Here is a 12,835-nt window from a genome sequence, read left to right as displayed (position 1 = left end):
GGCCAGAGCGGGGGAGGCGCCGGCTAACCGGTCGGCGACCGAGAGCGCGGCGGTCGCGCCCGCGGCCTGAAAGAGCTGACGACGGCTCAAGGACATCTGGAGCTCCTTGGGAATGGGGGGTGGTGACCGGCGTCCGCCGGTCACGCGTTCACCGGGTCAGGTCTTGACGCTGCTTTCCGAGGACGTTGTTAGCGTTAACATCTCGCGGGTCGAGTCATGGGGCCGTACGCGGGCTGCTCGGAAGGGGGTGGCGGGACATCCTGGGCTCCTCTTGGCCGGTAGGTATTGTTAACGCTAACAACCGAGCTTGCAGGTGTTGAGCTCGTTGTGCCGGAGTACATCCGACGGTCCGGCCTCGCGTCAACAAGAGGAATTTCTCGCCGGTACGCGCCTCGCCGCCGGAACGCCTCCTCGCGTGGAGTTTCTCCTCCGGGAAGATCGCATCACACTGCTTGTGCATGTGAAAGTTTCACAGAAGGTACGGATGGCAACAGGTAACTTGCGACCGATCAAAGGTTAAGTTACTGATCGATGGCGGTCGGCCTGCTCGATCGGAAGGGCGTTCGGCTCAGGTGCCCGGGGTGACTTGCGGTTGTTCCCCTGCGTGCGGCTGTGCGCCTGCCGATAATCACATCCACCCAGGTCATGACTCTGCGAGGGTTTCGTGTGGCGTACGCGAGTTCCGGTCGCCCGGGAGGCGGAACCGCGTACGGCAGGATGATCCGCTGTGCTCCTTCGCCTGGCCTACCTCAGCATCACCAGCACCTTCGCTGCGCTGCGATTGCTGCCCATGAGCGACCGGGATAAGGATGTGGAGATTCTCGTCCTGCGTCACCAGATCACCGTCCTTGAACGCCAGCTCGGCGCTAACTCCAGAGTGAGATTCGCACCCGAGGACCGGGCTTTTGTCGCTGCGCTCCTGGCCTCGCTGCCCCGCGAGGTCCTGCGCCGGCTGCGGCTTCTCGTCCGTCCGGACACCGTCCTGCGCTGGCACCGTGGTCTGATGCGACGGCGTCACGCTCGTACGGCCACATCCGCCCGGATCACCGCGGCCTGGCCCCCCAGGTTCTCCACGGCGGCGGCGACCTGTTTGGCCGCCTCGGCATCGCTGCGGTAGTTGACGACGACGTTCGCTCCGCCGGCGGCCAGGCGCATGGCGATCGCCCGGCCGATGCCTCTCCCGCCTCCGGTAATCAGGGCGACCCGCATGACGAGACTCCTTTCACTTGAGCAGTTCGATGACGGATGCCATGGCCCGGCGCGGCCCGCGAAGGCGGCGCGCTCCGCGACCACGGACGCGCCGTCGAAGGCGGCCGCCGATGAGCAGGGCGGGGTTCGGGCAGCGGCGCCGCAGCTCTCTGACGCCGCGTTCGAGGGTTGCGGCGCCGTTCGGCGCCGATGGGATGGGGCAGGCCGAGCGCCGCCGGCTCCCCGACGGCTGAGCTCAGGGCCCCGCCGAAGCGGAAGGGCCGCCCAACCGTCACGGCCTTCCCGCGATGAAATCGGCGATGGCCTGGGTCAACGGCCCCGGCTGATCCTCCTGGACGAAGTGCCCGGCTCCCGGGATCGTGACGTGGGGCTGTCCCTTGGCTCCCGGGATGCGCTCGGCCATCTTCTCGCCGTGGACGCGGCTGACCGGGTCGAGTTCGCCGTACGCGCACAGGAACGGGATCTCCAACCGCTCCAGCACGGCCCAGGCGTCACGATTGGGCCCGGCGGCCTCGTCCTGCGGGGAGATCGGGACGAGCAGCGGGAACTGCCGCGCGCCTTGCAGGTACGGCTCGCCGGGGAACGGCGCGTCGTAGGCGGCCAGCACGCGGGGGTCGATCTCCTTGCCGGAGCGGTGGTTGCGCGTCACGACCTCGCCCACGCTGAACGGGTTGGAGCGCTGGCTGGACTGCAGCCAGAACAGGAAGAACGGACCCATGTCCTGGTCGCCCGCGGGCAGCATCGTGTTGGTGGCGACGACGCGGCGGAACCGGCCAGGATGTTCGGCGAGCAGTCGCAGGCCGAGCAGCCCGCCCCAGTCGTGGCAGACCAGCGTGATGTCGTCGAGGTCGAGCACGTCGAACACGAGCCGGCGTAGCCAGTCGATGTGGGACTGGTAGGTGTAGTCGAAACGGTCGGCCGGCTTGTCGGAGCGCCCGAACCCGACCAGGTCCGGCGCGACACACCGATGCCCGGCGGCCACCAGCGGCGGGATGACGTTCCGCCACAGGTAGCTCCAGGTCGGCTCGCCGTGCAGGAGCAGGACCGTCTCTCCCGACGGCTGCCCGGCGCTCTCGTCGACGTAGTGCGCGCGGAGGGTTGTGCCGTGCCCGTCACCGGCGTCGATCTCGGCGTAGTGCGGGTCGAAGGGGTAGCCGGGCAGGTCGTCGAAGCGGTCGTCCGGCGTCCTCAGGACGTGCATGGCTGGTCTGTTGGTCATGCCCCCTAAGAGCGGGACGACGCCGGGAGAGTGACGCCGCCGGCGGCAATGTGACCTTCCGCACACCCGCTCAGTAGTGCGCGGCCAGGTCGAGCGGCAGCGTGGCGACGGCATGGCGACGGCATGGCGACGGCATGGCGACGGCGGCGGCGAGGAAGAAGCAGGACCCAGGTAGAACGTCGAGGAGTAGTCGCTCACCCGGATGTGGGTGTAGGCCGCGCAGACGAAGAAGAGGATGAGGCCGATCGCGGCGGCCGTCCCGACCAGGGGCACGCCGAGCAGCCCGAGGGCCAGGCCAATCGCCCCGGCCGACTTGAGGGAAGCCGATCGGGAAGATCAGCCACGACATCGAGACCTCGGCCGTGGCCAGGGCCACGACGACGTAGGCGGTGGACATGAGAGCTCACAAGAGAGTCGAAAGTCATTCCCCCCTTGGAGAGCTCCCACCGCCGGAGTGTGACTTCGTCAATCGTGGATGGTGTTTTCGTAGTCGCGACGCTTCTCCGGCGGGTAGTACTTCTCCTCCCAGCGCCGCACGTTGTCGTACCCGGGCCGGACGAACACGTCGCCATAGCCGACGTAGTCCTCGCGCTCGAACATCGCGGCGTTGTAGTCGTCGATTGGGGCCAGCTCACCGGCCTCCCGCAGCCGCAGCAGCAGCCGTCACACCTCCAGTACGCCCGGCAGGATGAACGGCGCGACCTGGATCGCCTGCCCCCACTCGCTCAGTGTGGCGATCGGCCGCGTCGGGCCCGCGTGCTGGGAGGCGATCGCGTACGCCGGGCCGAGGGTCTCGGCGAGCGCGATCCGCACCTCCTCCCAGGAGCGCAGCCCCTCGTAGAAAATGACGTCCGCGCCGGTCTCCCGCTTGTACAGCAAACCCCGGCGGATCGCCTCTTCCAGGCTGCCGCCCTCGGCACCGTAGCCGTCGGTGCGGGCCACGATGACGAAGTCCTCGTCCAACTCGTCGCGCGCGTCCACGGCCGCCTGGAGCCGGCCGATCGCCTCGGAGCCCGGCACGAGCCTGATCCCCGCCTGGCCGCCGACCTTCTTGGGCTCCTCCTGGTCCTCGATGTGGATCCCGGCGACCCCGGCGCGGATGAACTCCTGAACGGTACGCCGGGTGTTCACCGCGCTGCCGTAACCGGTGTCTGCGTCGCAGAAGATCGGGATGTCGACGGAGCCGGCGATCGTCCTGCACTGCTGCACGACCTCGGTCATGGTCAGCCAGCCGACGTCGGCGACACCATCGGTCCACCACGAACTCATGCCCCCCGCGTGGGCGGTGTGTTTGAACAGCATGCCGGGGCCGGCTCGCGGCCGAACGGGGTGCAGGTGAACCTGCCGATCCGTCATTCAGCTCTCAGGGATGTGCTGGAAACCACGCGTCGCGTCGCGCTCCGGCCACGTCATTACGTGACCTTGATAGACCGCATCTGACGCTATCTTCATGGTGGTCGTGGGCTCGCATGTCACACATCGCGGCTCGGATGACTCCCAAGGGATATCGGAGCTTCCTGCATCGGCAAGTGATCCCTCCGCTGATCACGCCGGGTACCCGGCGCGTGGCACCCGATCGGCAGGACCGGCCACTCCGACGAGGAAGACCAGAGGCCAACAGCCGACCGATGAGACAGGCAGATTCATCTGGGAGACGTCATGAACAAGCTCGAGCAGTACCTCCTCGATCGGTCGCGTTGCAGGCCGGGAGACCGGATCAAGTTCAGGGAGCTGACCGACATCCACAGCGTGCCTGTCCTGCTGCCCGCGAGCGGTGGGCTGACCCACCTGCAGTTCCGCCGGTACGCGGGCTGCCCGATCTGCAACGTCCATCTGCGCTCGGTCGCTGTACGCCACGAGGAGATCGCAGCCGCTGGGATCCATGAGATCGCGGTGTTCCATTCGCCGGCGGCGGACATGCTGCCGCATCAGGGAGCGCTGCCGTTCACGGTGATCGCCGACCCGGGCAAGGAGCTCTACCGAGCCTTCGGGGTCAGTCAGTCGCTGCGAGCCGTACTGCATCCTCGCGCGTGGCTCACCCCATTGCGTCCCAGCGCATACCCCGTGGTGGCCCGTGGCGTGATGAAGGGTGGCCGGCCGTACCCCCGGAGCCGGGAGAACGTGACCGGCCTGCCCGCCGACTTCCTCCTCGGCCCCGATGGGCGGGTCTGTGCGGTGAAGTACGGCAGGCACGCGAACGATCAGTGGACCGTCGACGAGTTCCTCGCCCTCGCCAAGGAGAGCACATGAAGATCCGGGCCGTTCTTATCGGCCCTCGTCTCCGGCACGAGTTCACCCACGCACCCGCGGTCCGGGCTGAACGTGCGTTGATCAGCGAGGAACGCGACGCGGCCGCCGCGCCGAAGGAAGCCGACGTCCGTCCCGCCACACTCGTGATCGGAACCCGTCGGTGGCCAGGCCCACAGCTCTAGCCGATGTCACACTCGCTCGACGCGCCGGGCTCTTGAGGGGTATTCGTCCTGACAAGGAGTTCCATGATGCATGACACCGCGGCCGATGCCTCCCAGGTGTTCGCCGACCACCGTGAGTTGCTGTTCTCCATCGTCTACAACATGCTCGGCAGCGTCGGCGATGCCGAGGACGTGCTCCAGGAGACCTGGCTGGCGTGGTCGGCGAGGGATCTGACCCGGATCGAGAACCCGCGCGCCTATCTGGTCCGCATCGCGGTCAACCAGGCCCTCGCCCACCAGAACACATTGCGGAGGCGCAGGGAGACCTACCTGGGCCCGTGGCTTCCCGAACCGCTGATCACCGACGACGACGCGTCCGAGCCCGCCGTACGCGCGGAGTCGGTGTCGATCGCGATGCTGGTGGTGCTGGAGACGCTCACTCCGCTGGAGCGGGCGGTGTTCATCCTGCACGAGGTGTTCGCCTACCAGCACACCGAGATCGCCTCCATGCTCGACCGCACTCCGGCCGCGGTCCGTCAAATCGCCCACCGGGCGCGCGAACACGTCCGAGCGCGGCGTCCGCGTACTCGGATCGACCGGCGAACGCACCAAGAGGTGACCGAACGGTTCATCGGCGCCGCGTTCGGCGGTGACCTGGCCGCCCTGATGGAGATGCTCGCACCCGAGGTCACCCTCTGGTCCGACGGCGGCGGCAAGTCCGCGGCGGGCGGCCCTCGCCCGATCCACGGCCGCGACAAGGTCGCCCGGCTGCTGGTGGCGAACACGCGGGGCACCGAGGGTGTGGACCTCCAGTACCGCCAGGTCAACGGCGATCCCTCCGTGGTCGTGTTCGCGCAGGACGCACCCTTCGCCGTGATGGTGCTCGACCTCGCCGCCGACGGCGAGCAGGTACGCGACATCTACGTCGTCAGCAACCCCGACAAGCTCGCCTCCATCCCGGACAAATCCACGAGGTGAGATGTCACATCTCGCTCCTGGAAAGACTCAAGGGGCTGATACGACGAGTTAATGGGAGCGATGACATGGCGAAGGTGATCGGTGCGGGCTTTGCTACCAGTGACTGAGTCGGACGTCACACTCAGGGACGCGGATTGGCAACCGTCGTAGAGCTAGACCTCTTGGTCCCCTGCCAGGACCCAGGTGCCCGGTCCGGGCGCGGCTCCCGGTCCGGGCAGCACACTCACCGAGTCGGCGTCCACCGTGCCGCCGCAGTGTGGGCAGGTGACCACCGGGCTGAACGGCCGCCCGCACGAGTGCACCAGCAGCGCGGGTGGTCCGCCCGGCGGGGTGGCCCATCGGTCCCCCCATGCCATCAGGGTCATCAGCGCGGGCACGATGTCGCGACCGGCCTCGGTCAGGTGGTACTCGTGGCGCACGGGCCGCTCCTGGTAGATGACCTTCTCCACCACACCCGCCGCGGTCAGGCGCTCCAACCGCTGGGCGAGCAGGTTGCGCGAGATGCCGAGGTCCCTGGCGAGGTCGTCGAACCTGCGCAGCCCAAGATAGAGGTCGCGCAGAATCAGCGGCGACCACGGCTCAGCGACCACACCGGCCGCCTGGGCGATGGAGCAGTGCATCTCGGCGAAACGGTTCATAACCCTCAGCCTAGTCAGTTGCTTTTCTGAATCTACCCTCTTAAGTTCAGAATCCGTACTCACTGTGGAGGTTGTCATGCCCGTTGCCCGAGCCGAGTCGACCAGCCTGCGTTACCGCGAGGCGGGCGAGGCCAAGGACCTCGACGCGCTGATCGCCACCCTCGCTCCCGACGTGGTCTTCCACTCTCCCCTCAGCGCCCGCGCACGGTTCGCCGGACACCGGCAGATGCGCGAGCTGTTCGGCGTCGCCCTCAACGTTATGGGCGGCCTGCGCTACCACACCGACGTCGGCGACGAGCGGACCCGCATGCTCGCGTCCTCCGCCCATCTGAACGGCCAGGAACTGGAGGAGAGCACACTGCTGCGCCTGAACGACGAGGCCCTCATAGCCGAGATCACGATGTGGATACGGCCGCTGCCCGCACTGACGGCCGTGATGGCGGCACTGGGCCCGGGACTGGCCCGGGCCGCCGGCAAGCCGGTGCTCTCGGCGCTGGTCGGGGCAGCGGTCAAGCCGCTCATCCTGATGACCCGCGTTGGCGACCGCACGCTGGTCCCCCTACTGGACAAGCCCTCCGGCTGACGACGGTCCACTCCAGAGCGCACTGCTCATTTGCGTGATCTGCCGGCCGAGCACGGGCCGTGATTCGCGTCTACGACAGGTTCCGATCCTGCGCGACGACAGGGTCTTCCAGTACCTGATGCGGAACGTGATCGCCGAGGCCGCCGCCCGCGGACAGGCGGACCTGGAGTGGTCAGCGTGGACTCCACCACGGCCCGCAAGGTGCGGCTGAAGGCGGCCCAACTGAGCCGCTCACAAGGCAGGCCGACCGGGAGGGTCCACTGTCCTTGTCCTGCCCCGGCCAGGCCGCCGACAGCCCGCAGTTTCGCGCCTTCCTGGCGGGTACCAAGGTCCGCCTCGCCGGTCTCCATCTACGCGGGGCCACCTTGTGGATCCGAAGCCTTCAGCCCGCCTGAAGATCCGAACTCCGTAGAGGCCCTGACCGGAAGATAGCCACCTTGGCAAGTCACGCGGCAGCGGACCTCGGCCGGTGATCGCCGGTTGGGTCTGAGCGGGTCATCATGGGTCAGGCGGTGGCGAGGGTGACGGTGAAGCCGAGGGCTTCGAGTTGCCGGACGTGGTTGCGGATCTTCCGGCCGGTGTCGATACGGCTGTTGTGGTAGATAGAGCCGAGGCCGTGGTAGCGGGCGACGGCAACCAGGGCCTTGAGTTTGCCGCGGCGTTTGACGATGCGGCGGAAGCGCTCGCCGAGGAAGGTGTCGGTCTTGCTGGCCGCGGCGGCGGCCTCGCCGAGCACGCCCTTGAGGTAGGGGTTGCCCTTGCCGCTCTTGCTGGAGCGGTGCTTGGCTCCGGACTGGATGGTGCGCGGGCAGAGTTCGGCCCACGACACCAGGTGCTCGGCGGTGGGGAAGCGGCTCATGTCGAGCCCCACCTCGGCGGAGATGCCCGCACCCTCGGCGGGCTGCAGCGCTTCGAGCAGGAGCTGTCGGGCTACCTGCACATCCAGGCGACCAGGCGCAGACGCTCGCCTACGGCCTGACCGACTCCCCCGCCGGCCAGCTGGCCTGGATCGTGGAGAAGTTCAAGGACTGGACCGACGCCAAGGACGTGCCCGAGGAGGCGGTCGACCGCGACCGGCTGCTGACCAACGTCATGATCTACTGGCTCACGGGTACGGCGGGCAGCTCGGCGCAGCTGTACTACGAGTTCGCCCAGGGGTGGGCGATGCCGGAGCCGCTCAGCGTGCCGGTCGGCCTCGCGCTGTTCCCCGCCGAGATCGCGCCGCCGGTGCGTGCGTGGGCCGAGAAGACCAACCCGGTGGTGCACTGGAGCGAGTTCGACCGGGGCGGCCACTTCGCCGCCATGGAGGAGCCCGACCTGCTGGCCGCCGACGTCCAGGCCTTCTTCAGGGGCCTTCGAACGTGACGCCTCAGCCTGTGTGACCAGCTTCCACAACGCCGCCTCGCCGACCTCGCTCAACGTCGTCATCGAGACCGGCCGCCAAGAAGCACACCACCTTCCCCCTGTCGCAGTAGGCTGCGCGCTCCTTTACCGAGGCCATCGAGGCCGGGCTGTGATGTAGGCCACATCCACCCGCCCCGCATCACATTCAATCCCCTGGCTTCACTCATAGAACGTGACCGGCAAACAGCAGAGGCGCGACAAGAGGAGAAGCAAATGCGATACAAGCGCTACACGACCGCGGTTTTCGCCGCTACTGTCGCCGCCATAATCACGGCGCCAATGACATCGCCAGCTTCGGCCAGCACGACCATGAAAGCCCAGAGCGCAAGCGCTTCCGCCGTCATCATGCGCGATGCCTCGGACTGCCCCGACGGATGGGTCTGCGTCTGGGAGTGGATCGGATACGAAGGCGCCGGAAAGAGGTGGAGGGAAGCAGGACGTCACAACCTGGGCGACGTCGGATGGCGGGACCGGATCACCAGCATCTGGAACCGCACCGATGTCCTCGTGGGCATGGTCAACTCCCGCTCCTGGCCTCAGGGTGACGAAATTCTTCCCGTAGGCCCAGGCGGCTACTACTACGATCTCGGAACGGAAAGATACCCTGGCGGGGGGACCTGGAATAACAAGATCGATAGAATCTTCATTTAGTTATGGGCGAGTCACCCGATCATAAATGGCATCACGCCATGCTCTAGAAGACTCTCGATCGGAGGGCGGTGGAACGTGCTAGATCTCTGCGTAGCGCCGCCCTGTTCAGCGACCAGTCCCCGGAAGCGGCGGCACTAATAACCTCGCCTTAGGAAGCTGACGCTGACGGATAGGGCCACCGGACGGGACCTGTTCCAATAAGCGCAGCGGCGAATGCAGTAGGCCGAGTTGACCGCCATCGGCCTGGGCCGACAACTCCTCGGTCGCCGATGTTCCCGGCAGAAACACTGTCCCCCGCCGCCTTGTGGCCTGAATCTCTATTCCCTGATTCGCGTCACACTCCAACTCTCTGGTCTCACTCTTGAGACGGCCAGCATACAAGCATGCCCTGGTCAAGGGAGAAGCAGCAGTTAAGCGGACGGCGGCCTTTACCGCTGTTTGCCGACCGAGAGGAAATCTGTGAACAAGACGCGCGCCACCCTGACCGTCATGGCGCTCGCTGGAGCCCTCGCCTCATCAGTGAGCGCTCCAGCGGCCGCAAGCCCTGCCGCTACCCAATCCCTCGAGACTCAGGCGGAGCCCACCAAAGCGCAGAGGCTCGCCCGCCTTGCGAGGCTTACCGCAGTCGGGAACGCAGGGGCACAGTTATGGGTCAGCGAACTAACAGATGCTCACCAGGGTAGAAACTATTGGCGCTGGAACTGGACGACTGACTACTGCTCGAGTTCCCCGGACAAGCCTGGGGGCTTCAATTTCGAACTCGCCTGTTGGCGACATGATTTCGGCTACAGGAACTATAAGAGCCTCAGGTCGTTCAGCTCGCCGAATAAGGAGCGCGTCGATAAGGCGTTCCTCTACGACATGGAAAGGGTCTGCAACCGCGCGTACGGCTTCCTTGAGGTGCAGCGCGCCACGTGCAGAAGGATCGCCAAGCAGTACTACAACGCCGTACGACTCGCCGGGATCCTGTGAGGCAATGCCCCGAAGGCTACCTGGGGCCACGCCCCACGGCCTTGCGTTCACACCCCGAACAGCCACCAATCACTACTGGACGCGGAGGAGGCACACATCATGACCATCACTACGGAGGACCTGCGGGTGCTGCGCACCCCGGAAGCGCGCTTCGAAAATCTGCCGGACTACCCGTTCGAGCCGCACTATGTCGCGATCGACGGCGGACGGCTGCGGATGCATTACCTGGACGAGCGGCCCGAGGATTCAGCGGCGTCGGGGGAGACCGTCCTGCTGCTGCACGGCAATCCCTCGTGGAGCTATCTGTACCGGCACGTCATTCCACCGCTGGTGGCGGCCGGGCACCGATGCGTGGCCGTCGATCTGATCGGGTTCGGCAAGTCCGACAAGCTCGCCGACCGGTTCGCCTACACCTATGAACGGCACCTCGACTGGCTGCGCGAGGCCGTGTTCGACAGGCTGGACCTGCGCGAGGTGACCATGGTGTGCCACGACTGGGGCGGCGCGCTGGGCCTGCCCCTGCTGGCCGCACATCCCGAACGGTTCCGCCGGGTAGTGGCCACCAACATGCGGGTTGTGGTGGCTGCTGATGATCTGCGGGTGTGGGTGTGGGTGTCGGGACTGGATGCGCTGTTTGCGCGGGTGGCGGGCCGGTTCGGGCGGGTGGAGCCCCGCCGTCAAGCGCGGGCGTATGTGATGGGGCTGCTCGCGCCGGTGGAGCGGAAGAACGGCTGGCAGCTGGCGGAGGCTGCCGGCGACGACGGGCCTGATCGCATGCAGCGGTTACTGAACCAGGCCAGGTGGGACGCCCGTGGTATGCGCGATGACCTGCGGGCTTATGTGGTGGAGAATCTCGGTCACCGGGACGCGGTGCTGATCGTGGACGAGACCGGCTTCTTGAAGAAGGGCACGAAGTCGGCCGGAGTGCAGCGCCAATACTCCGGGACTGCGGGCCGGACGGAGAACTGCCAGCTCGGGGTGTTCCTGGCCTATGCCTCCCCGCTGGGGCGGGCGTTGATCGACGCGGAGTTGTACCTGCCCAAGTCCTGGACGGACGACCGGCCGCGCTGCCGCGCTGCCGGGATCGGTGATGAGGTGGAGTTCGCGACCAAGCCTGCATTGGCACGGCAGATGCTCGCCCACGCCTTGGACGCGGGAATGCCGGTGTCGTGGGCGACAGCGGACGAGGCGTACGGGATGGACTCGAAATTCCGGCGCTTCCTTGAACAACGCCGGGTGAACTACGTGGTCGCCGTGCCCAAAAGCCAGGTTGTCGCGATGGGACTGCGCGATGGCGACACCCGCGCCGACACCCTGGTCGCCGCCGCTCCACCCGAGGCATGGAAACGCCTGTCCGCCGGGAACGGCACCAAGGGGCCCCGACTGTATGACTGGGCGCTGGCCACGGTGCACTTCGAGACCGAGCCCGGCTACCAGCGATGGCTCCTGGCACGCCGCGCCCTCACCCCGAACGCCAAGGGCCAACCGGAGATCGCCTACTACCTGTGCCACGGCCCTGCCGGCACCACCCTGGCCGAGCTTGTCCGCGTAGCCGGCGCCCGGTGGGCGATCGAGGAGTGCTTCCAAACGGCCAAGAACGAGACCGGCCTGGACCACTACCAGGTCCGCCGGTTCGACGCCTGGCACCGCCACATCACCCTCGCCATGCTCGCTCACGCCTATCTGGCCGTCACCGCCGCGCACGCCCCAAAAGCCCAAGCGGCCTGGTCCGCCTCACACCCGCGGAGATCCGTCGTCTCCTGGCACACCTGACCACGACAATCACCCGACCGCTCGACTTCGCCCTCGCCTGGTCCACTCGCCGCCGCCAGGACCAGACCCGCGCCCGCAGCAGCCACTATTGGAAACGCTGGCTCAGACATCACGAAATCAGGTTGTAGTACTAGTACTCCAGCCGCACTTGCTCGGTGGGCTGAGGGTCGTCGATGAGCTGGTGCATGATTGACCCTTTTTCATCCTCCGGCGGTCTGAGCAACGGGGTGGTCCTGAAGGACGGCAATGGCCTTGCAGAGATGGCCGGCCTTGCTCGGGCCGTAGCTTGCGAAGGATTTTCCAGCTCTTCAGCTGGGCGTTCGCGCGTTCGCCGGGTCCGCGGAGCCTGACGTGGGCACGGTTGGCCTGCTTCTGGGACTCGGGCTTGTTCTTGCCCTTGTACGGGGTGAGAACCGGGCCCTCGGCTCTGCGGGTGCCGAATATTCATCCGGGCAGGTCAAAGACATAGTGGACGGGCTCGGTTTCTGGTGGGTATCGCGAGCGCTGCGCATGATGGCGGCATGATGGTCGGTCGTGTTGCTGCGCTTGGCCTACCTCACGGTGACGACCACCTTCTCGTTCCTACGGCTCCTGCCGAGAAGCGATCATGACAAAGACATCGAGATATTGGTGCTGCGGCATCAGCTGGGGGTGTTGCAGCGGCAGTTGGCCAAGCCCGCGTTCACGCCGGATGACCGGTTCCTTCTCGCTGGGCTGCTTCACCGTCTGCCGGTCGCCAGGCTGCGCCACTTGACGTTGCTGGTTCGGTCGGACACCATCCTGCGCTGGCACCGCGATCTGCTGCGGCGCCGTGACGCGGCGGCCTGCGTACCCCGGCGGCGTGGACGCCCACGCACCGTCCGGTCCATCCGCGTCCTGGTGTTGCGACTGGCACGGGAGAACTGTCAACGACGGTCGAATCCTGACCCCCTGGCGACGTCTGAATCTTGACCCCCTGATGTTGTCGTTGGTTATTGTTCGTGCTCAGGTCGGGCCG

The 12,835-nt window shown here is 66.8% G+C and carries 14 protein-coding genes and 1 pseudogene; 8 read left to right on the top strand and 7 right to left on the bottom strand.

Annotated features, from left to right (window positions below):
* Window positions 1–1,014: 1,014 nt before the first annotated feature.
* The 4 genes from ACIBQX_RS35195 to ACIBQX_RS35180 form a co-directional block, all read right to left on the bottom strand.
* Window positions 1,015–1,209, bottom strand: coding sequence for an SDR family NAD(P)-dependent oxidoreductase (locus tag ACIBQX_RS35195; protein WP_397012283.1), 195 nt, complete (start codon window positions 1,207–1,209; stop codon window positions 1,015–1,017).
* A 271-nt stretch (window positions 1,210–1,480) separates the two neighbouring features.
* On the bottom strand, window positions 1,481–2,428 hold the full coding sequence (locus tag ACIBQX_RS35190) for a haloalkane dehalogenase (protein ID WP_397012880.1): 948 nt from the start codon (window positions 2,426–2,428) through the stop codon (window positions 1,481–1,483).
* Window positions 2,429–2,893: 465 nt separating this feature from the next.
* Window positions 2,894–3,028, bottom strand: a complete 135-nt coding sequence (locus ACIBQX_RS35185; RefSeq protein ID WP_397012281.1) for a hypothetical protein — start codon at window positions 3,026–3,028, stop codon at window positions 2,894–2,896.
* 63 nt (window positions 3,029–3,091) lie between these two features.
* Complete coding sequence (locus ACIBQX_RS35180; RefSeq protein WP_397012279.1) at window positions 3,092–3,697, bottom strand: oxaloacetate decarboxylase; 606 nt, start codon at window positions 3,695–3,697, stop codon at window positions 3,092–3,094.
* A 390-nt stretch (window positions 3,698–4,087) separates the two neighbouring features.
* Between ACIBQX_RS35180 and ACIBQX_RS35175 the strand changes: the two genes are divergently transcribed.
* On the top strand, window positions 4,088–4,678 hold the full coding sequence (locus ACIBQX_RS35175; protein WP_397012277.1) for a peroxiredoxin-like family protein: 591 nt from the start codon (window positions 4,088–4,090) through the stop codon (window positions 4,676–4,678).
* Window positions 4,679–4,923: 245 nt separating this feature from the next.
* A complete protein-coding gene (locus tag ACIBQX_RS35170; RefSeq protein WP_397012275.1) occupies window positions 4,924–5,817 on the top strand; it encodes an RNA polymerase sigma-70 factor in 894 nt (297 codons plus the stop codon).
* A gap of 152 nt (window positions 5,818–5,969) precedes the next feature.
* Here ACIBQX_RS35170 and ACIBQX_RS35165 read toward each other — a convergent pair whose 3' ends face one another.
* The gene (locus ACIBQX_RS35165; protein ID WP_397012273.1) at window positions 5,970–6,455 is read right to left on the bottom strand and encodes a winged helix-turn-helix transcriptional regulator; all 486 of its coding nucleotides are present in this window, start codon (window positions 6,453–6,455) and stop codon (window positions 5,970–5,972) included.
* Window positions 6,456–6,531: 76 nt separating this feature from the next.
* On the opposite strand from ACIBQX_RS35165, the gene ACIBQX_RS35160 reads away from it, so the two are divergent.
* Window positions 6,532–7,038, top strand: a complete 507-nt coding sequence (locus ACIBQX_RS35160; protein WP_397012271.1) for a nuclear transport factor 2 family protein — start codon at window positions 6,532–6,534, stop codon at window positions 7,036–7,038.
* A gap of 505 nt (window positions 7,039–7,543) precedes the next feature.
* On the opposite strand, the gene ACIBQX_RS35155 is transcribed toward ACIBQX_RS35160, so the two are convergent.
* A complete protein-coding gene (locus tag ACIBQX_RS35155; RefSeq protein ID WP_397012269.1) occupies window positions 7,544–7,978 on the bottom strand; it encodes a transposase in 435 nt (144 codons plus the stop codon).
* Between the two features lie 71 nt (window positions 7,979–8,049).
* Here ACIBQX_RS35155 and ACIBQX_RS35150 point away from each other — a divergent pair, with 71 nt between their 5' ends.
* The 4 genes from ACIBQX_RS35150 (at window position 8,050) to ACIBQX_RS35135 (ending at window position 11,838) form a co-directional block, all read left to right on the top strand.
* Window positions 8,050–8,403, top strand: a complete 354-nt coding sequence (locus ACIBQX_RS35150; RefSeq protein ID WP_397012267.1) for an alpha/beta fold hydrolase — start codon at window positions 8,050–8,052, stop codon at window positions 8,401–8,403.
* 252 nt (window positions 8,404–8,655) lie between these two features.
* Window positions 8,656–9,093 carry a peptidase inhibitor family I36 protein gene (locus ACIBQX_RS35145; RefSeq protein WP_397012265.1) on the top strand — a complete coding sequence of 146 codons (438 nt, stop codon included), beginning with the start codon at window positions 8,656–8,658 and terminating at the stop codon, window positions 9,091–9,093.
* A 489-nt stretch (window positions 9,094–9,582) separates the two neighbouring features.
* Window positions 9,583–10,065: a phospholipase gene (locus ACIBQX_RS35140; protein ID WP_397012263.1), complete on the top strand. Its 483-nt coding sequence runs from the start codon at window positions 9,583–9,585 to the stop codon at window positions 10,063–10,065.
* Between the two features lie 99 nt (window positions 10,066–10,164).
* Window positions 10,165–11,838: an IS701 family transposase gene (locus ACIBQX_RS35135; protein ID WP_397012261.1), complete on the top strand. Its 1,674-nt coding sequence runs from the start codon at window positions 10,165–10,167 to the stop codon at window positions 11,836–11,838.
* Window positions 11,839–12,038: 200 nt separating this feature from the next.
* Here the strand turns inward: ACIBQX_RS35135 and ACIBQX_RS35130 are convergent.
* Window positions 12,039–12,252 (bottom strand): annotated as a pseudogene (locus tag ACIBQX_RS35130) (transposase family protein); the annotation flags it as partial.
* A gap of 120 nt (window positions 12,253–12,372) precedes the next feature.
* Here ACIBQX_RS35130 and ACIBQX_RS35125 point away from each other — a divergent pair.
* Complete coding sequence (locus ACIBQX_RS35125) at window positions 12,373–12,789, top strand: hypothetical protein (RefSeq protein WP_397012259.1); 417 nt, start codon at window positions 12,373–12,375, stop codon at window positions 12,787–12,789.
* The last annotated feature ends 46 nt before the right edge of the window (window positions 12,790–12,835 follow it).

It is taken from the genome of Nonomuraea sp. NPDC049714 (assembly GCF_044465295.1).
GTDB lineage: Bacteria > Actinomycetota > Actinomycetes > Streptosporangiales > Streptosporangiaceae > Nonomuraea.
This window is presented reverse-complemented; position numbering and strand designations above follow the sequence as displayed.